The sequence below is a fragment of the Streptomyces sp. NBC_00028 genome, from assembly GCF_045041065.1.
Lineage (GTDB): Bacteria > Actinomycetota > Actinomycetes > Streptomycetales > Streptomycetaceae > Streptomyces.
In genome coordinates this window covers 730,127-749,276 of sequence record NZ_CP108293.1, presented here as the reverse complement: position 1 = coordinate 749,276, position 19,150 = coordinate 730,127, and the positions used below count along the sequence as shown (strand labels likewise).

Below are 19,150 nucleotides of genomic sequence, written 5' to 3'. Positions count from 1 at the left end.
CGGCGGCGTCGGGACGCGGCTGAACAGCGCCGACCGGACGCGTCCGAATCGCCCTCTACTGCAATCGTGTCGTATTCACTCATCATCGAACACATGGGGGCATCAAGGGATCAAGGGTGGTTATGCCATCGCTGCGGGGCGATCGGCGAGACCGTGCGCGATCGTGGCCGGATCGATCTCATGGCCAGGCTCTGCGAGAGGTGCTGGAACGTCCTCGCGAACGAGATGGCGCGACTCGACGGAGCGACGGCCGCGCCGAGACCCGAGCCCGATCCTGACGATCCGTCATGGATCGAGCCGCCGACCTGTCCGCAGTGCGCGAGGCCCGTCCGCGTGTACCCGACCAACTACGACCGATGGGTCAGCCTCGCCGAGGTCGCGCTGCCCGCCAAGGACGTTCCCGAGCCCTTCCGCTGGCGTCTGACGAGGCTTCCCGGTCGGTCGCTCGCCGGCCTCGACGTCGTGGCGGTACGGGTGCGCGGACTCGATCCCCTGCCCGGCGAACCCGTCGTACCGGCGCATCGCATGCTGTGCCTGCCCGCCGACCGGCCGTAAGGCACACGGGTGACGGTGTGTCACGCGGACGGGTGGCGGCCCCCGATCGACGGAAGAGAGTAAGGAGGGCACGAATTCCGCTGGCGAGAGGGGACGCGCATGTCTGCGTCCGAGGTGGCACCGGGCACGACGACGAGGAAGGCCGCGCAGGAGCCGATTCCCGCGCAGCCGCGGCGGTTCTACGACGGTGGCGTCGACGCCGGTGAAGGGCAGCCGGAGATCGCGCCCGACCCCGGCTGCGACCCGCGCATCGAACTGGTCCGGGTCATCGAGGAGGGCCGCGAGGAGTTCGCGATGCGGCGGCGTATCGCCTACCGGGACCGCCACCTCGGTGAGCTCCTCGTCCCCCGGGAGACACGGACCTTCCGCAGCGATCTGACGTCGGTGCCCGCGTTCTTCACCTGGCTGGTGCCGAAGACCGGAGAGCACCTCCCGGCGACGCTGCTGCACGACGGGCTGATCCACTGGCCCGACGAGCCGACGTACGTCTCGACCGACCACCATGTCGTGCTGCGCGCGGAGGCCGACCGTGTCCTGCGCGACGCGATGGCGGACGCCGGCACGGGGCTGATCCGGCGTTGGCTGGTGTGGTCGGCGGTGGCGACGGCGACGATGCTCGACGGCCGGGGAACGGGCTGGTCCACCCCGCACGCGTGGCGCTGTCGCCTGACCGCGGCCCTCACCGTCGTGGCCGTCGCCGTGCTCGGCCTGTGGGCGACGCTCGACCTGTTCGACACCCTGCCCGCCTTCCTTCCGGAACTTCCCTGGATGGGCGACCGCAGGTGGTTCGTCGAGCTGGCCGGAGGTCTGTCGGGCGCGGTCGTGATCCCGCTGGCGCTGGCGCTCCTGTGGGGGCCCTTCCGGATCGCCGGGGCGGTCCTGGGGGTGAGCCTCGCGCTACTGCTGCACGTCACGGTCGCGTTGCTCCTCCTGACCGGGCTCTACCAGGCGCTGGAGAAGCTCACCAGGAAGGCGCCGAAGGCGGCACTCGCGCTGGCCTGGGCCACGGCGCCGCTGGTGCTGCTCGTCTTCGTCGTGGTGCTGCTCCAACAGTGAGGCGCGGCAAGGGATCCCGCCGTCCCGGCCGTGCCCAAGGTCACAGAAGCGTATCGGGCATTTTACCCTTCAATCTTCACGAAAGGATCACAAGTTGGCTAGGTTGACCCTGGCCCGCACGATGTACTTCGAACAACAGGTCGTCTCGTGCGCTCTCGTACGGAAGGAGCCCGTCCCATGTCGCCGGAACCCCTGCGCTCGCAGTCCTCAGGTGTCCCGTCAGCAGGTGAGGGAGAGGCGCCGAGCCGTGACGAGGTCCGCCGGCGGATCAACAGCCTCTACGACCGGGCCGAGAGCGACACGGGCACCTTCAACGCGACCCGCGCGCTGGCCATCCCGCGCCAGCGGGGCGGGGGCGGCCGCGGCTCGCAGGACAGCGTGGAGCCCGCGCTCTCGGACCTGACGCGACAGTGGTTCGACGCGGCCCGGGCCAAGTTGGGCCCGACCGTCGCGGCGCCGCGGACCGAAGGGCGCAGGCCGTCGGCCCGGCCGGCTCCCGCGGCCCGCGCACCCCGGCCCGCCCGCCCCGCGGAACGTCCGGCGGAGCCCCTCGCGCTGGAGGCGCCCCGCGCGCCCGAGGCGTCGGTTCCGGAGCTTCCCGCCGCGCCGGTACGGGAGTTGACGGCCGGTCCGGTGCCGCCCGTCGAGTCCCGGTCGGACGCGGGGGCGTGGGGCACGGGTCCGCAGCCGGTCCTCGGCGGCGGCGCCACCCAGTGGCCGCTGCCCGAGTCATCCATGACACAACTCCCCGAGCCCACCGCCGTGTTGCCGGCCGTTCAGGACTCCGTCATCGGTTCCTACGAGGTGAGTCCTCCCGCGAACGACGGCGCGCTGTTCGGCACCGGTCCGGCGACGGCTGGGATCGCCCCGTATCTCAGAGGCGGGGCGGCCGAGCAGGCCCCTTCGTACACCGCCGAGTGGCCGATCGACGCGATGGCGGCGACCTACGAGACCGCACTTCCGGCACCCTCTGTGGCGGCGACCCATGAGCCGGTAGCCGTCGCGTCAACGGCCCTTGCTCCACCGGCCGTTGCGCCAAACGCCTTTGAGCCAGTGGTCTTTGAGCCGGCCCCCTCTGTACCGGCGTACACGGCGCCACCCGCCTATCCGACCCCTGAGGTCGCGACCCTCGCCCCGGCGCCCACAGCCCCCGCCCCGGCCGTGACCTTCGCTCCCACGCCCCTCGAAACCCCCGCCGTTCCCGCTCCCGTCGCCCCCGCCGCGTACGATCGCCCCGCGCCACCGCCGGTGGACATCGTCCGCAGCACCAAGGCCGAGCGGGTGATCGACTTCGCGCGGGCGCAGATCGGCCGTCCCTGTGTCTGGGGAGCGGCCGGGCCGGGTTCCTTCGACGCCCCCGGTCTGTCCCAGGCCGCCTGGAAGGTGGCCGGGGTGACACTCCCGCGGACCGTCCAGGCGCAGGCCGGGGCGGGGATGCCGGTCGCCCTCGCGGACGTACGGGCCGGCGATCTCGTCTTCTTCCACGACGACCTCAGCCATGTGGGCATCTGGACCGGGAACGGCATGATGATCCATGCCCCGGGGCCGGGGACACCCGTCCGCGAGGAGTCGGTGTTCTTCGCCGGGCAGACCGCGATCAGGGGAGCGATCCGCCCCGCCTGACACGTCACGGCCGGGCAGTTCTCCCTGAATCCCGCATGAACCAAAGCTGAACATTTTGTGATCTCCGGGTGCACAACCATGTATGGCCTCCCCGGGTCGAACTGGCGACCAACGGTGTTACCGCACCGTGCTCAGTTCCTTGGGGGGAACCTTGTCCATGATGGTCCGTCAGTTGTGTGGTGCGCTGCGGGTGCGCGGGGCCACCGACCTTTTCCTTGTCCTGTTGCTGGCAGCCGGTTTCATGGCGCTGCCGGTCTTCGCGCTGCTGCCGTGGCTGGGGGGCTTCGCGGTGGCGTCGATGGTGAGTTACGCCGCCGACGAGGCGTTGCACGTGCGGGCGCCGGGGTTCGTGCGCCGGCTGGCGACGCTCCAGCTGGACCGCACGCTTCGGTTCGCCGTCCGTACGGTGATGCTGCTGGCGCTGGCCGAGCGGATGGGCGCGTCGGACGCGCTGCTGGTCTCCGCGCTCGCCGTGTTCAGCGTCCACTTCGCGCTCGTGATGCTGTACACCGCCCTGCATCACGCGGTCCGGCGCCGTCGCGTGCTGCCGTTGGTGGTGCGCAACCTGGACATGAGCGGGTTGCCGCTCCCGCAGCAGCCTCCGGCCATCCTCTTCCGGCGCTTTCTGCGCAAGCTGCTGCACCTCGACCTCCCGGCGCACGTCGGCTTTCTGGTGGCGCTGGCCACGGAAACCCGACAGTGGGCGTACGCCGGCTTCGCGCTGACCCTCGGCATCACCGCGGTGGCGGTGCTGGCACTGGCGGGGCAGTACCTGCGGGCGCGGCACATGCCGGTGCGGGAGGACGTGTTCGCCGAGGTCAACCGGCAACTCGCGGCATACGGGCCCGAGGTGGCGCTCTACTTCAGCTTCGCCGCCGTGTCCCGTGACTTCATGTACCAGGTGAACATGTGGCTGGAGACGCTGGAGCGGCTCGACCGGCGCCCGCTGATCATCCTGCGCGAACGGGCCTCGTTCCGTTACCTCGGCCGCACCCGACTGCCCGTCCTGTGCGTCCCCAAGGCCGACGACCTGGCCGAACTGGACCTGTCCGGCGTCCGCGTCGTCCTCTATCCCGGCAACGCCGGCAAGAACGTCCACATGCTGCGCATCGCGGAGGCCAAGCACGTCTTCATCGGGCACGGCGACAGCGACAAGCTGGCCAGCAGCAACCGGGTCAGCAAGGTGTACGACGAGATCTGGGTGGCCGGCCGGGCCGGCCGCGACCGGTACCGGCGGGTGCGGCACGCCATCAGCGACGCAGCGATCGTCGAGGTGGGCCGTCCGCAGCTGGCGCCGATCCAGCTCCACACCGACCGCGTGCCCGGTGTGCGCCCGGTGGTCATGTACGCCCCCACCTGGGAGGGCTGGAGCGACGACGACTGCCACACGTCCCTCATCCCGATGGGTGTCCGACTGGTCGAGAAGCTGCTGGCCGAGGACGTACGGGTCATCTACAAGCCGCATCCACTCACCGGCAAGCGCTCGGCCGAGGCGGCCGAGGCGGACCGGGCCATCCGCGAGCTGCTGCACGCCGACAACGAACTCCACCGGGCCGCACCGGCGCAGACCGACCTCGCCGCCGTCCGTCCGCGGCTGACGGAGATCCGTACCCGGCTCGACGAGCTGGCCGGGCGCCAGCGCGGTGACGACGCCCAGCGGACCCGCGAGGCACGTCTTCCCGAGCTCGACGACGCGGCCGAGTGGCACACCCTGCACGCCGAGTGGCACCGACTGTTCTGGGAGAGCCACGGCGCACTCCGCCACCATGTGATCCTTGAGCAACTGCCCACGCTCTACGAGTGCTTCAACCAGGCGGATATGCTCGTCAGCGATGTCTCCTCCGTGGTCGCCGACTTCGTCGCCAGCCTCAAGCCGTACGTCCTCACCAACGCCCACGACCTGCCCGACGAGGAGTTCAGGGCCGCCTACACCACCGCGGGCGGCGCGTATCTCCTCGACCGGGACTGCACCCAGCTCCCGGACATCCTCCGGTCGGTGCGCGAGCCGCTGAACGACCCGATGGCGCCCGAGCGCCGCACCCTGAAGGAGTACGTCCTGGGCCCGGACCACCCCACCTCCATGGAGCGCTTCAACACGGCCGTCAACGCCCTGGCCGACAAGGGCGCGGCGGAGCTCGCGGAGGACCGGACGCTCCTGGAGCCGACCGACCTCGTCGGCTGAGCGGATCGGCGACAGGTTGCCGACAGGTCCGTCGCATAGCCTCGTACGTGCGTAACCAGCTCGGGGAGGCATGGGTGTTCGGACGGGGCGCGCGGTGGTGTGCGGGTGCGGTGATCGCGGTCGGCGTGCTGCTCGTCGGCTCCAGCGCGCCGAGAGGTGCGGTCATCGGCAGACCGCTCCCGGTCGGCGCGGCCAAGAAGGTCGTGCCGAACCGGGTCATGACGTGGAACATGTGCAACCCGTGCAAGCAGGCCAACGTCGACCGGGCGACGGAGATCGCCACGTACGCGCCCCAGGTCATCGGGTTGCAGGAGGCGTGCGCGAGTGATGTGGCGAGGATCCGGGACTATCTGGAGGGTCTTTACGGGCTGAAGTACCACGTCGAGTACGGCACGGTGCTGCAGAAGTGGGGCCGCTGCGGGGGAGTGCCGTGGAACCCGGGCGGCTACGGCCAGGCGATCCTCTCGGCGGCGCCCATGACCGACCCGGTCCTCGTGGAGTATCCCGACGGCGGTTCCGAGGACCGCGGGTACATGGCGGTCACCACCACGGTGGACGGCCACAAGGTCCGGGTCTTCAACACGCACTTCGCCCAGCGCCGCCAGGAGTCGGTCCGCGCGGAGCAGGCCGAGGTGCTCGCCAAGGCCGTCGCCCGGTACGACCGCGCGATCGTGGTCGGCGACTTCAACGCCACGCCGGAAACCGCCGAACTGGCCCCGCTCTGGGCCCTGGCCGAGGACACCGACCCGCAGTGCCGCCCCACGGCCTTTGGCGCCTGTGACACGACCACCGACTGGCACAGCAAGTTCGACTACGTCTTCCTGCGCGGCGTCGCCTCACTCCGCCACCAGGTCCACCTCACCCCGTACTCGGACCACGACCTGCTGCAAGCGGATCTCGACCTGAACTGAGGCGACGCGCCCTCTCTCCGGGGTTTCGTGGCGGGCATGGCGGAGTCGTTCCCGGACTACTCCTTCACGCGCACGGGCCTGTACGGGGAGGTGACCCGGCGCGCGGTGCTGGTCGCGTGACGCGAAGCAGATCAAGGGCCGGACGGCCGGGGCATGACGGGGTCCGTCGCGCCGCGCAAGCCTGCCGCCCAGCGGCGCGCGGAGATCCTCGAACCGACACTCGTCGCCCTCGGCGACGCCTGTGGACGCCTGCTCCGGAGCCACCGTACGGTCGGCCTGGTCGTGATGCAGGGGTACGCCGCCGCGGCCGACGAGTCCGTACGCGAGGCGGTGGGGCGCCGGCACCTCCAACTCCAGCACCTGGTCGCCCGGTTGTCGGGCGCGGACATGCTCCAGGTACGCACCTTAGGCGCCGGCCCACCCGGGGTGCGCTGTGCCGTGGTGACAAGCGGGCGACGTAAAACTGAGTTCCCGTCAGCACCGCCTGAGATCGGCCTGGTCGAGTCCCTAGCGTCCGTGGCATGGACATGGATAGGAGAAAGCGGGGAGCGTGGCGCAACGCGGTCCTCGCCGTGTTGTTGACCGCCGGGACGCTCACGGCGGCGGCGCCCGGTGCTCATGCGGACGGGGCGCGGACCGAGACTCCGGTGGTGTCGACGTCCCCGGTCGCCGGGGTGCGGGAGACGGTCGTGCGGGTGAAGGCGCCGTTGCCGGAGTCGGCGGGGCCGCGGCCGGCCGCGTGCGACTGGCTGTCGTATCTGCGCTACCGCGCCGGCGATGGGCCGGCCGCCGCGGCCGACGCCGACCGGATCCTGGTCGCCCAGCCGGGCATCCTGGAGGGGGCGGGCGCGTTCGACAGTGTCGCGAGGAACGTGGTGACGGCCGCCGCCGCCCGTGGCCGGCACATCGAGTTCTGGGCCCTGGACCGGCGTTCCAACTGCCTGGAGGACCGCACCGGCATCGCCTCCGGCGACCAGCACACGGCCGTCGACTACTACTACCGAGGCGAGCAGGTCGGCGGACGGACCTTCAACGGGTACGCCGGCAACGGTCAGTTGGGGTGGATGGCGCGGCTCGGCATCGAGCAGACCGTCCGGGACGAGTACGACCTGCTGACCAGCGAACTGCCCGACCAGAGCGTGCGCGAACGCAAGGTGCTGTGCGGCGGGCACTCGCTCGGCGGCGTCGTCACCGGCTACTTCGCCACCGCCGACTTCGACGGGAACCCGGCCACCACGGCCGACGCCGGACACCGCCAGTGCGCGGGCTACTTCGCCCTCGACACCACCGTCTCCACCTCGCTGGCCGACCTCAGCGGCAGCATCCCCGACGACACCAACCTCCCCGACGTGGGCCTCGGTTACGGTGTCGTGCAGGCCGGCCTCGACAGCGGCGTGCTGCCGCGCGCCCTGTCCGCCCCGGTGCTGCTCAACCCCGAGACCATGACCCTCCTCGCCATCGCGGGCCTCGGCGCCCTCGAAGCCCCCGGAGCCGAGGCGGACCTGCCCCGCTACCTTCCCGCCAACCTCAACATCGAGGCCACCAACCGCTTCCTGTTCTCCAGGGACACCCCCACCTTCGTCACCGGCTCACCCGGCGTGAAGGACTTCCGGCTCACCAACGATGCCGTGCTCGGCGCCCTGCTCGACGACAACTCCGTGCCCCTCGCGTTCCTCCAGAGCAGTGTCGGCTTCTTCGACGGCGGACCGGTCGCCGACAAGAACTTCCCCGTCGCCAACGGGAGTTCACAACAGCCCGGGCTGTTCGGCATCGACTACAAGGCGATCCCGGACCGTGCGCACGGGCCGCTGTACACATGGCGGAATTACGACCGTGTCGGCGCCGCCGACGACCCCGGGTACCGGTCGGCCGACGGCACGCCGTTCACCGCCGCCGGCAAGGAGGTCACCGACCTCCGGGAACTGGCCCGCAGCCTGGCCGAGCAGCCGCTCGACTTCACCGAGCAGTACTTCCCGACCAAGCTCGTCACCGACCTCGAACTCGCCGGCTCCCCGCAGGTGAAGAAGCTCCTCGCGCATCCCGAAGGGATCACCGCCCACCCCACCCTCACCGTCCTCGCGGGCGACGGACTGCTGGCGGGTCGCGTTCCGGACGACCTGCACCCGCTCATCGCCCCCGGCTACCAGCACCTCGACGTACTCACCGCCGCCCCCGTACAGAACGACGGCCTCCCCGAGGTCGTCTCCAGCGGCCTCGCACGGTTCGCCGAGACCCTCGACTGACCGTCGGGGAAACATACGCGAGGCCCGGGAGGAGCAACTCCTCCCGGGCCTCTTTCCGTTCCGTCAGGCTCAGACCCTGCCCGCGGCGAACGTAGCCGCCGTGTCGGCGTTCGCCGTGTAGCCCAGATGTGCCCCGACGTCGCTGCCGCCGCTCTCGCAGACAGGGTCGCCCGTGGCGCAGAAGTCGATCGTGCGGCTCTGGTAGGCGCCGGTGACGCTCTTGCCGAGGGCCCGGATCGGGTTGCCGAACAGCAGCACGGCGGCGACCTTCGGCTCGACCGCGGTCGGCAGCGTGGCGACGATGGGACTGCCGACCACCGCGCCCTCACTGCTGATGCCGATGGAGTTGTCGACGACGTTCGCGCCCTGCGAATAGCCGACGAGGACGAAACGCTGGTTCGGACAGGCGGTGGCCTGTTGCCTGACGTGATTCACCAGATCCGCGTTGCCCTGCGCCGCCGACGTCAGGGAGAGGTCCGCCGGGTAGTTCACCTTGTAGCTGGAGAGGGTCTTTCCGGTGATTTTCTTCTGGAGCGCGGAATACACGGGGTCGCCGACGATGAAGCCGAGCGTGCCCGGCTCGAACGTGCCGCGGGCCGCGACGACGTCGATGTCCGTGCAGGCCGCGGCTGATGCCGCGGGTGCGGTGAGGGTGGCGACGCCGGCTCCGCCGAGCAGCGAGAGCGCGGCCAGGCATACACGGATACGCATGGAATTCCTCCGCGATGGGGGCGCGGGATGCGCCTGCGAAAGGGGACTTCCTCAACGTATTCGTGATGCCTGAAAGGGTGTTATGGACGCGATTATGGAAGCGGTGCGATTTTTTATTGCGGGATGAGTGCTGGAATTCAGTCCGGTCGCGGGTGCGCGGATTCCGCGCGCAGCGCCAGGATCATCTCCAGGCGGGCGTCCGGATCGTGCAGGGCGTCGCCGAACAGCTTCTCCAGCTGGCGCAGGCGGTAGCGGACCGTCTGCGGATGGACGTGCAGCCGGGCGGCGACGTCCGGGACGTTGCTGCCGCTGAGCAGCCAGGCCAGCAGCGTCTCGCTGAGCCGTGCGCGCTGCCCCGTCGACACCGTCTCCAGCGGGGCGAGGGCGCGGGCCCCCAACCGGCCGAGCAGCGGCTCGTCGGCGTGCAGCAGCAGCGTCGACAGATGGTCGGCGCAGCGCACCACGTCCTGCCGCGGGAGGATGCCCCGCCCCATCAGCCCGAGCGCCCGGGTGGCCCACCGCAGCGACTGCGCCGCCTCGCCGAGCGGCACCGTCGGACCGATGGCCGCCGGACGCCCGCGTAACGCGAGGGTGAAGCTGCGGCCCGCCCACCGGCCGGAGCCGTCGGGATCGGGCACCAGCATGCGCGGCGGCCGGGACTCCATGTCCACCAGTGCCCCCGACGAGGCCAGCGGCCGGTCCTCCTCGCGCTGGTCGGGGGCGCCGGCGAGCACCACGACGGCGACGTGCCGGGGCACCGTCCACCGCGCGCCGTGCGCCAGCTTCCGCACCGCCTCCGGGGCCACCGGGCCCGTACCCAGCAGCAGTTCGAGCAGTCGTCGGCGGCGCCGCTCCAACTCGTCCGTGCTGCGCAGCTGGCCTTCCGAGTAGCCCGCCGCGGCGGCCTCGGCGACCTCGTGCACCGTCTGGAACGCCAGTTCGCCCAGCGCGGCCACGACGGTCGAGTCCAGCCCGAGGGTCTCCGCGGTGCGGCCCATGCAGCGCCAGGCGTGCATGCCGCCCACACGCAGGGCGGACTGCAGCACGTCCAGGCTGCGGCCCTCCCGGGCCACGCCACGTCCCAGGGCGTAGTACGTCGCGGCGATCGACTCCCCGTCGTCGCGCGGGTCGGCGATGTGGTCCACGAACAGGGTGAGCGCCTGCACCACCCCGGCCCGCAGGTTTCTGCCGTACGGCCCGTCGGGCGGCTGGGCGTACTCGGGCACCTGGCGGCGCACCTCCTCCTCCACCTGGTCGGCGACGGCGGCGAGTTGGGCGCGCAGCAGCTCGGCCAGCCCGGCCGGCACCTGGGTGGCCTCGGAACCGTTCGTCGGGTCGCGCGGGGTGGGGAACGCCATCGCGGACACTCCTTTCGCCCGGAGTCGGCCGGCCCGCGCGGTGTTGCCCGTGGGGCGAGGGGGACGTCCTGGGTTGGACGGGCGTCCCCTCCGTTCCGTTCCGTGCCCCCATGGCACCGACATCACTCCGGCACGCCCAGGGCACGGGCGAGCATCGGCCACGACGCGGTGAACTCCCCTTTCCAGTAGGCCCAGCTGTGCCCTCCGCCCGAGTAGAAGTGGCTGTCGACCGGGATGGCGAGCCGCGCCAGCGCGTCGGCGAAGGTGTGCGCGGACGGCCACAGCGCGCTCTCCAGCACACCCGGCAGTGGATCGCCGCCGCCCCCGAGCAGACCGCTGCCCTGGGAGACGTACAGGGAGGTGCCGCGCAGGCCGTCCGCGCGGGCCCGGGGATTGAAGTCCCGCCAGATGAGCAGGTTGAGGATCGGGTTGCCCCACAGGGAGGCGGCCGGGAGGTTCTCCCGGGCCACGATCGCGTCCACGATGGCGGGCACCCCGGGCGCGGTGGTGTCCAGGACACCGCTGTAGGAGGCCGCGGCGGCGAACGCGCCGGGATGCCGGGCGGCGTGCGCCATCGCCCCGTACCCGCCGGTCGAGACACCGGCCACGGCCCGCACACCGGAGGCCCGGTAGTCCCGGGCGAGCAGCGCGGGGACCTCCGTCACCTGGAAGGCCTCGTAGTCGGAGCCGTCGCGCCACACGCTGGGAATGCCGGTCGGCCCCGCGTCCGGCATCGCCACGATCAGCTCGCGGCCCTCGGTGAACGCCTCGATGTCCGTCTCCCGCGTCCAGGACGTGTAGTCGTCGTGGGCGCCGTGCAGGAGATACAGGACCGGATACGTCCGGGTCGGCTGCGTGTCGAAACCCGACGGCAGGATCAGCCGCACCGGCGCGCTGCGCCGCAGGGCGGCGGAGGGCACGGACACGTCGAACGTACGCGGCCCCACCTGGGTCGCCGCCCGGGCGCGGCCGGTGCCGGTCGCGGTGCCGAACAGAACGGCCAGACCGGCGGCGGTCGCCGCCTTCGCGACGGTGCGCCGGGACACTCTGGTGATGTGGTCGGGCATGGCGGCTCCTCGGGTTTCCGGTTCAGCGAGCGGGGGCGCGCTCGGCGAGCGCCCGGTCCAGATGGGTGGCGATCTCGTCGACGCACGGCGGGTCGAGCAGGGCCAGGTGATGGCCCTTCACCTGGACGACCGCCAGCTCCGGGCACACCTCGTCCCAGCCCAGCGTCTCGTCGTCGCGTTCGTAGGCGGGGTCGCGCACCGTGTGCGGCGCCGGTTCGGTGGCCCGGTAGAGCAGCACCGGCCCGTCGTACCGGTCGGGCCGGTGCGCCTCACCGATCCTGAGGTCCAGATAGGAGGCCCGCTGGTGCGCCAACGCGGCGGGCGGCACGTCGACGGCCTCCCGTACGGCCCGGAGCACGGTGTCGATACGGTCCCCGTCGTCGTCCATGGCGGCCAGGTCGTCGTACGGCAACTCCAGGCGCACCCCGTAGGTTTCGGCGACATGCCGCGCGAACCCCTCGAAGTGGGCGCGGATCCGGTCGCCCGGCGTCACCCCGGGGCGGGGGAGGGGGCGTACGGAGTCGATGAGCACCACGAGCGGTATGTCCCGTCCGGCGGCGGCCAGTTGCCGGGCGGTCTCCTGGGCGACGAAGCCGCCGAAGGACCAACCCCCCAGCAGCAGCGGGCCGTTCGGGCAGGCGGCGTCGATCGCCTCGGCGTACCGGCGTGCCTTCTCCGTCACCGTACGGGCCTCGTCGATCCGGTCGAGGCCGAAGACCGGCTGCTCGGCGTCGAGGGCTTCGGCGAGCGCCTTGTACACGGTGGTCGGACCGCCCGCCGCGTGCACGAGGAACAGGTGCGGCCGGGAGCCGGTGGCGCGCAAGGGACGCGGGGTCGCGCCACCGGCCGACCGGGGGAGCGCATGTTCGACGCGGGCGGCCGCCTCGGCGACCGTGGCGGCACCGAGGAGGTCGCGCAGGGACAGCTCGACGCCGAACTCACGCTCGACGGCCGTACGGACACGGACCGCCATGAGGGAGTCCAGACCGAGGTCCGTGACGGCGCTGGTGGGGGCGATACGGGTGGGGGAGTGGCCGGACACGGCGGCGATGTGGTGGATCAGACGGGTCACGACGGGGGAGTGCCGCGTCGCCTGCAAGGCGGCGTCGCGTTCGACCGCGTCGAGCCGTCCAGGTACCGCCCCCGCCTTCCCGTCCGTCCACCAGTGCCGTGCGTGCCGCCAGCGCGGCCCCGGCAGGTCGATGACCCGGCCGGCCGGCAGCGGCAGCCGCCCGCCCGCCGCGTACAGGGCGCCCAACTGCCCGGCGAACGCGGCCGATCCGTCCGCGTCGCGGCGCAGCGTGGCCAGCGTGAGCGCACCGGGCACGGTGTCGGTGACAGCGGCCGTGAGCACCGGATGCGGCGAGATCTCGACGAACGCGGTGTGCCCGTCGGCCGCCGCCGCTTCGAGGGCCCGGTCCAAACGCACCGGGCGGCGGAGGTTCGCGGCCCAGTGAGCGGCGTCGAACGCGCTGACGCCGCGCGGGTCGTCGAGGACGGTGGAGTACACCGGGACACGCGCCCGGCGCCCCCGCACCCCGGCCAGCGCCTCGGTCAGCCCCGGCAGCAGCGGGTCGACCTGCGGGGAGTGCCCGGCGCCCACGACCCGCATCGACCGTGCGGCCCGGCCCTCCTGGCGCAGCCGGTCCACCAGCCGCTCCACCGCCACCTCCGCCCCCGTCACGACCTTCTGCCGCGGCGAGGAGTGGACGGCGACCTCCACGCCCGGGAAGTCCCGCTCCAGCCGACCGAGTTCGGAGTCGTCGAGGTCCACGACGGCCATCGCGCCACCCCGCAGCCCGCTCAGCAGCCGAGCGCGTACCGCGATGACCCGGGCCCCGTCGCTCACGTCCAGGGCCCCGGCGCACACACCGGCCGCCACCTCGCCCATGGAGTGGCCGATCACGGCCGCGGGTTCGACACCGTACGACCGCCACAGCTCGGCGAGCGCCAACTGCACGCCGAACAGCAGGGGTTGGGCCGTCTCCAGTCGGTCGAGACCGGTGCCGGACGCGAGGTGGTCGTACAGGGACAGGCCGCCGCACTCCGCGGCGAGCTGTGGGTCGAGCTTCTCGACGGCGGCGGCGAACGCGGGTTCCTCGGCGAGCAGTCGGCGCCCCATCCCGGACCACTGGGTGCCGTAACCGGAGAAGACCCAGACCGTGCCGGGCCCCACCAGGTCCCGGTCGCCGGTCATGACCCGCTCGTGCGGGCGGCCTTCCGCCAACTCGTCCAGGGCGACGGCGAGTTCGTCGCGGTCGCGGGCCACGACCGCCGCACGGACCGGACCGCGGCCGGTGCGGCCCGCGAGGGTGCGCGCCACGTCGGCGGGGTGTGCCGCGCGCCCCGCCGGTGTCCGCAGCCACGCGGCGAGCCGGCCCGCGGTGTCGCGGACGCGCTCGGGATCGGCGTCGGAGAGGAGATGCAGACGGGCGGCGGGCTGGTCGTCGTCCGGGGGAGGGGGCGGGCTGAGAGGGCGCCATTCCTCAAGCACCACATGGGCGTTGGTGCCGCCGAACCCGAATCCTGAGACGCCGGCGGTGGCCGTGCCGCCGTAGCGGGGCCATGGCTCGGGCTCGCTCACCAGACGCAGCCGGGTGTCGTGCAGGGCGTCTCCGCCCTCGCCGTGCAGGGAGGGCGGGATGAGGTCGTGGTGCAGGGCGAGCACGGTCTTCACCAGACCGGCGACCCCCGCCGCGGCCTCCAGATGGCCCAGATTGCCCTTGACCGAGCCCAGCAGCAGCGGCTGGTCGGGGTCGCGGCCGGACCCGAGGACCGCGTCGAGCGCGCCCGCCTCGATCGGATCGCCGAGCGGGGTGCCGGTGCCGTGCGCCTCGACGTGGTCCACGTGCGCCGGGGCGAGCCCGGCGCGGGCGTAAGCGGTCTCCAACAGGGCCCGCTGGGCTGCCGGGTTGGGGGCCATGAGGCCGTTCGACCGGCCGTCGGAGTTGACAGCCGTCGTACGGATCACCGTCAGCACCCGGTCGCCGTCCCGCTCGGCGTGCGACAGCCTCTTCAGCACCACGGCAGCGCAGCCCTCGCCGCGCCCGATGCCGTCGGCCACCGCGGAGAACGGTTTGCACCGCCCGTCGGGTGCGAGGGCGCCCGCCCGCCGGAAGGCGACCGTGACGGCCGGCGACAGCAGCAGATTGACGCCCGCGGCGATCGCCGTGTCGCTCTCGCCCGCCCGCAGACTGACGCAGGCGTGGTGCACCGCGACCAGCGAGGAGGAACAGGCGGTGTCCACCGCCAGACACGGCCCCCGTGTGTCCAGGACGTACGCCAGCCGGCCCGCCGTCACGCTCAGCGCGGCGCCGGCCGGCGCCCACGGATCCACCGAGCCCGGGTCCGCGCCGGTCAACTGCCCGTACTCCGGCGCGGACACCCCGACGAAGACACCCGTGGCCGTGCCCGCCAGGGACGCGGCCGGGAGGGCGGCGTGATCGAGGGCCTCGTGGACGACCTCCAGCAGGATCCGCTGCTGGGGGTCCATCACCGCCGCCTCACGCGGAGTGATGCGGAAGAAGTCCGCGTCGAACCCGGCGATGTCGTCGAGATAACCGCCGTAGGGATGCGCGTCGGCGGGCGGGAAGGCGGTGAAGTCCCGCCAGCGGTCCTCGGGCACGCGCCGGATCGCGTCCCCGCCCTCGCACAGCAGCCGCCAGTAGTCACCCGGCCCGTGCACCCCGCCCGGCAACCGGCAGCCGACGCCGACGACCGCGACGGGCTCGCCCGGCGCACCGGGCGCCATGACCAGCGGCGCGGGTCCCGGAGCCGTACCGCACAACCGGGCCACCAGCGCCTGCACGGTCGGCGCCTCCCACAGCAGGGTCGGCGGCAGTTCGCAGCCCGTGACGCGGGACAGCTCCGCGGTCAGGGCGATCGCGTCCCGCGACGACATGCCGAGCTCCGCGAGCTGCCGGTCCATCGGAACGTCCGCCACGGCCGTACCGAGCCAGGACGCCACCCGCTCGGCGATCAGCCGCCGCAGCGCCGCCGCGTCGAGGCCCCTCATCCGGCGGCCCTCGACGCGGGATCGACTGCCGGGTCGGGCGCTGGGCCGGCCGCTGGTTCGGCCGCCCTCCCGTAGGCCCCTTCCAGATACCGGGCCCGCGTCAGCGCCCGCGACACCTTGCCGCTGGACGTACGGGCGACGGCACCCGGCGCTACGAGCAGGATGTCCGCGAGCCGCAGCCCGTGCCGCGCGGACACGGCCCCACGTACGGCCCGCACCACGCCCGGCACGTCCAACTCGCCCAGGGACACGGTCCGTATGTGCTCGGCGACCAGGACCACCCGCTCGCCGGTGCCACCCACCGAACCCACGGCCGCCGGCACGGCGAACACGGCGAGCCGGTCGCGCCGCACCGCCGGATGCGCGTCCTGCGCCGTGGCCTCCAGGTCCTGCGGATAGTGATTGCGCCCGTCGACGATGACGAGGTCCTTGAGCCGCCCGGTGACGATCAACTGCCCGTCCAGCACCGCGCCCAGGTCCCCGGTGCGCAGCCACCGCCCGCCCGGCGCGTCCGGGCCGCCGTCGAACTCCGCCCCGAAGACCCGCTCGCTCTCCTCGCGCCGACCCCAGTAGCCGCGCCCGACGTTGGGCCCCTGCACCCAGATCTCCCCGACCTCACCCTCGGCCGGTACGGCACGGCCGGCCGGGTCGGCGATGCGCACCCGCTGCCCCGCCGGGGTACCGCAGCCGGCCAGCAGGACGGCCCTGGGGTCGTCGGGCCGCGCGGGCAGGGCCTTACCGGCGGCGAGGGCGTCCCGGTCAAGCGCGAACCGGCCGAGCGGCTCACCCGGCCGGGCGGCGCTGACGAAGACGGTGGCCTCGGCCAGCCCGTACGAGGGACAGTGCGCCGTGGCCGGCAGACCCCGGTCGGCGAAGGCGGCGTGGAAGCGGTCGGCCGTGCCCGGGCGGACCGGCTCGCTTCCGTTGATCAGCGCGGCGACCCCGTCGAGACGCAGGTCGGCCTTCTGCGCGTCGGTGACGGCGCCGACGCAGTAGTCGTACGCGAAGTTGGGCGCCGCGCTCAGGACCCGCGGATGCGTGCCGAGCAGCCGCAGCCACCGTGCGGGTTCGTTGAGGAAGGCGGCCGGGTCCATCAGCACCGACAGCGCACCGCGCACCACGGGTGCGGCGACGCTCAGCACCAGCCCCATGTCGTGGTAGAGCGGCAGCCAGCCCACACAGGTCACCGGACGGGCGTCGGCACCGTAGGCGCTGAGCGCCTGCCGGGCGTTGGCGACGACGTTGCCATGGGTGATCTCCACCCCGGCCGGAGCACGCGTGGAACCGGAGGTGTACTGGAGATAGGCGATCGCCTCGGCGTCCGGTGCGGCCGGCTGCCGGTCGCCGTCCGCGGCGTCGTCCGGCACCTCGTCGACGCAGACGATCCGCGTCGGGTTCTCCGCGGTCCGCGCACAGAGCTCCTCCACCTCCCGCCGTACCCCACTCGTGGTCACGACGGCCGAGGGACTGGCGTCGGCCAGCACTCCCGCGAGCCGGTCCGCGTGACCGGGCAGGCCGGGCGGGTACAGCGGTACGGCGATCAGCCCGGCCGTGAGCGCTGCGAGGAACCCGGTGACGTACTCGATGCCCTGCGGACACAACAGCGCGATGCGCGCCCCCGGTTCGGCCTGTTCGGCGAGGCGGGCGGCCAGCGCACGCACCCGCAGGTCGAGGCGGCGCCAGGTCAGGGTCCTGTGGACCCCGCGGGAGTGCGGCGCCGGGTACTCGACGAAGGTGAGCGCCCGCCGGTCGGGGGTGGTCGCGGCCCAGTGCCGCAGGTACTCGGGCAGGGTCGGGCACGCGGGGGAGAGCGGGGGGTGGCGGCTGTCCATGGGACGTGGCTCCTGAAGTCGCGGGGCGGAAGTGGCTCCTGACTGGACGGCTCAGAGCGGGATGTTGCCGTGCCTGCGCTGCGGCAGCGGCGCGCGTTTGCCGCGCAGGGCGGTGAGGGCGCGGCAGATGTGGTCGCGGGTGTCGCGCGGGGCGATGACGGCGTCGACGTACCCGCGTTCGGCGGCGAGGTACGGCGTGCCGTGGGTGCGCTCGTACGCGGCGACCAGCCGGGCCCGCAGCGCCTCGGGATCGTCGGCGGCGGCCAGCTCGCGCCGGTGCAGGAGGCCCACCGCCCCCTCGGCGCCCATGACGGCGATCCGGGCGCTGGGCCAGGCGAGGTTGATGTCGGCGCCGAGGTGCTTGGACCCCATCACCGCGTACCCGCCCCCGTACGCCTTGCGCACCACGACCGTGACCTTGGGGACGGTGGCCTCGGCATAGGCGTACAGCAGCTTGGCACCGCGCCTGATGATGCCGCCGCGCTCCTGCCGTACGCCGGACAGATAGCCGGGGACGTCGGCGAACGTGAGCAGCGGAATGCCGAACGCGTCGCAGAACCGTACGAACCGCGCCGCCTTCTCGGAGGCGTCGATGTCGAGGACCCCGGCGGCGTGCAGCGGCTGATTGGCGACGACACCGACCGACCGGCCCTCGACACGCGCCAGAGCGCAGACGATGTTCGGCGCGAACAGCTCCTGCACGTCCAGCAGTTCACCGTCGTCGACCACCGCCCGCAGGATCGTCCGCATGTCGTACGCCTGTCCGAGGCGATCCGGCACGACGGAGTCGAGCAGCTCCCCGGAGGGGGCGTCGCCGGGCGCGTAGGCCGGTGGGGGCTCCAGGTTGTTGGCCGGAAGATACGCGAGCAGAGCGCGTACGACGTCCAGGGCGTCCTCCTCGTCGGCGGCGAGGAAGTGCGCGTTGCCGTTCACGGCGTTGCTGGTGCGGGCGCCGCCCAGTTCCTCGGCGGTGGCCCGCTCTCCGGTGACGGACTCGATGACGTCGGGGCCGGTGACGAACATGTGCGAGGCGCCGTCCACCATGACCGTGAAGTCGGTGATCGCGGGCGAGTAGGCGGCGCCGCCCGCGCACGGGCCGAGCACGACCGAGATCTGTGGAATCACCCCGGACGCCTGGACGTTGCGGCGCACCAGCTCGGCGTAGAGGGCGAGGGAGGCGACGCCTTCCTGGATACGGGCACCGCCCCCGTCATTGAGCCCGACGACCGGGCAACCCGTCCGCAGAGCGAGCTCCATCAGGGCGACGGTCTTCTCGCCGAACGCCTCACCCATGCTGCCGCCGAACACGGCGGAGTCCTGGGCGAACACGCACACCCGGCGCCCGTCGACGGTCCCGAACCCGGTGACCACCCCGTCGCCGTAAGGGCGCCGGTCGTCGTCCCCGCCCGCCCGGGCCCGCACGAACAGCCCGGTCTCGGTGAAGGACCCCTTGTCCACCAGCCGCTCGATCCGCTCCCGCGCCCCGAACTCCCCACGCCTGCGCGCCCCTTCCACCGCCAGCGCCCGCTCGCGGCGTCGGGCCAGGTCGGTGATCCGCTCCGCCTCTTTGGTCACAACCACCTCCGAAGTGGTTGTC

The 19,150-nt window shown here is 72.7% G+C and carries 12 protein-coding genes; 6 read left to right on the top strand and 6 right to left on the bottom strand.

From position 1 onward, the window contains the following. The first annotated feature begins 180 nt into the window (after positions 1-180). The 6 genes from OG885_RS03285 to OG885_RS03260 all read left to right on the top strand — a co-directional run bounded on the left by OG885_RS03285 (position 181) and on the right by OG885_RS03260 (position 8,570). Entirely contained in the window at positions 181-555 is a 375-nt protein-coding gene (locus tag OG885_RS03285) for a DUF6083 domain-containing protein (RefSeq protein WP_405725645.1), read from the top strand. A gap of 99 nt (positions 556-654) precedes the next feature. Further along, on the top strand, positions 655-1,611 hold the full coding sequence (locus OG885_RS03280; protein WP_405725642.1) for a DUF1353 domain-containing protein: 957 nt from the start codon (positions 655-657) through the stop codon (positions 1,609-1,611). Between the two features lie 177 nt (positions 1,612-1,788). Continuing rightward, entirely contained in the window at positions 1,789-3,234 is a 1,446-nt protein-coding gene (locus OG885_RS03275) for an NlpC/P60 family protein (RefSeq protein ID WP_405725639.1), read from the top strand. Between the two features lie 157 nt (positions 3,235-3,391). Beyond that, on the top strand, positions 3,392-5,416 hold the full coding sequence (locus OG885_RS03270) for a hypothetical protein (protein WP_405725636.1): 2,025 nt from the start codon (positions 3,392-3,394) through the stop codon (positions 5,414-5,416). Positions 5,417-5,463: 47 nt separating this feature from the next. Then, positions 5,464-6,327: an endonuclease/exonuclease/phosphatase family protein gene (locus OG885_RS03265; RefSeq protein ID WP_405725633.1), complete on the top strand. Its 864-nt coding sequence runs from the start codon at positions 5,464-5,466 to the stop codon at positions 6,325-6,327. A gap of 521 nt (positions 6,328-6,848) precedes the next feature. Further along, the gene (locus OG885_RS03260; protein WP_405725630.1) at positions 6,849-8,570 is read left to right on the top strand and encodes a hypothetical protein; all 1,722 of its coding nucleotides are present in this window, start codon (positions 6,849-6,851) and stop codon (positions 8,568-8,570) included. 69 nt (positions 8,571-8,639) lie between these two features. Here OG885_RS03260 and OG885_RS03255 read toward each other — a convergent pair whose 3' ends face one another. The 6 genes from OG885_RS03255 to OG885_RS03230 all read right to left on the bottom strand — a co-directional run bounded on the left by OG885_RS03255 (position 8,640) and on the right by OG885_RS03230 (position 19,128). Further along, positions 8,640-9,281 (bottom strand): cutinase family protein, encoded by a 642-nt coding sequence (locus tag OG885_RS03255; RefSeq protein ID WP_405725627.1) that lies wholly within the window; start codon positions 9,279-9,281, stop codon positions 8,640-8,642. A gap of 137 nt (positions 9,282-9,418) precedes the next feature. Further along, entirely contained in the window at positions 9,419-10,639 is a 1,221-nt protein-coding gene (locus OG885_RS03250) for a PucR family transcriptional regulator (RefSeq protein WP_405725624.1), read from the bottom strand. Between the two features lie 122 nt (positions 10,640-10,761). Beyond that, positions 10,762-11,706, bottom strand: coding sequence for an alpha/beta hydrolase (locus OG885_RS03245; protein ID WP_405725621.1), 945 nt, complete (start codon positions 11,704-11,706; stop codon positions 10,762-10,764). Between the two features lie 22 nt (positions 11,707-11,728). Then, positions 11,729-15,721, bottom strand: coding sequence for a beta-ketoacyl synthase N-terminal-like domain-containing protein (locus OG885_RS03240; protein WP_405725618.1), 3,993 nt, complete (start codon positions 15,719-15,721; stop codon positions 11,729-11,731). After that, positions 15,718-17,553, bottom strand: a complete 1,836-nt coding sequence (locus OG885_RS03235) for a fatty acyl-AMP ligase (protein ID WP_405725615.1) — start codon at positions 17,551-17,553, stop codon at positions 15,718-15,720. Before OG885_RS03235 ends, OG885_RS03240 begins: the two co-directional genes overlap by 4 nt. Before the next feature lie 51 nt (positions 17,554-17,604). Continuing rightward, a complete protein-coding gene (locus tag OG885_RS03230; RefSeq protein ID WP_405725612.1) occupies positions 17,605-19,128 on the bottom strand; it encodes an acyl-CoA carboxylase subunit beta in 1,524 nt (507 codons plus the stop codon). Between the last annotated feature and the right edge of the window lie 22 nt (positions 19,129-19,150).

Coding starts and splice junctions, on each gene's coding strand:
- OG885_RS03245 (WP_405725621.1), bottom strand. CDS start 11,706: ATGCCCGACCACATCACCAGAGTGTCCCGGCGCACCGTCGCGAAGGCG.
- OG885_RS03280 (WP_405725642.1), top strand. CDS start 655: ATGTCTGCGTCCGAGGTGGCACCGGGCACGACGACGAGGAAGGCCGCG.
- OG885_RS03235 (WP_405725615.1), bottom strand. CDS start 17,553: ATGGACAGCCGCCACCCCCCGCTCTCCCCCGCGTGCCCGACCCTGCCC.
- OG885_RS03270 (WP_405725636.1), top strand. CDS start 3,392: ATGATGGTCCGTCAGTTGTGTGGTGCGCTGCGGGTGCGCGGGGCCACC.
- OG885_RS03240 (WP_405725618.1), bottom strand. CDS start 15,721: ATGAGGGGCCTCGACGCGGCGGCGCTGCGGCGGCTGATCGCCGAGCGG.
- OG885_RS03250 (WP_405725624.1), bottom strand. CDS start 10,639: ATGGCGTTCCCCACCCCGCGCGACCCGACGAACGGTTCCGAGGCCACC.
- OG885_RS03255 (WP_405725627.1), bottom strand. CDS start 9,281: ATGCGTATCCGTGTATGCCTGGCCGCGCTCTCGCTGCTCGGCGGAGCC.
- OG885_RS03275 (WP_405725639.1), top strand. CDS start 1,789: ATGTCGCCGGAACCCCTGCGCTCGCAGTCCTCAGGTGTCCCGTCAGCA.
- OG885_RS03285 (WP_405725645.1), top strand. CDS start 181: ATGGCCAGGCTCTGCGAGAGGTGCTGGAACGTCCTCGCGAACGAGATG.
- OG885_RS03260 (WP_405725630.1), top strand. CDS start 6,849: ATGGACATGGATAGGAGAAAGCGGGGAGCGTGGCGCAACGCGGTCCTC.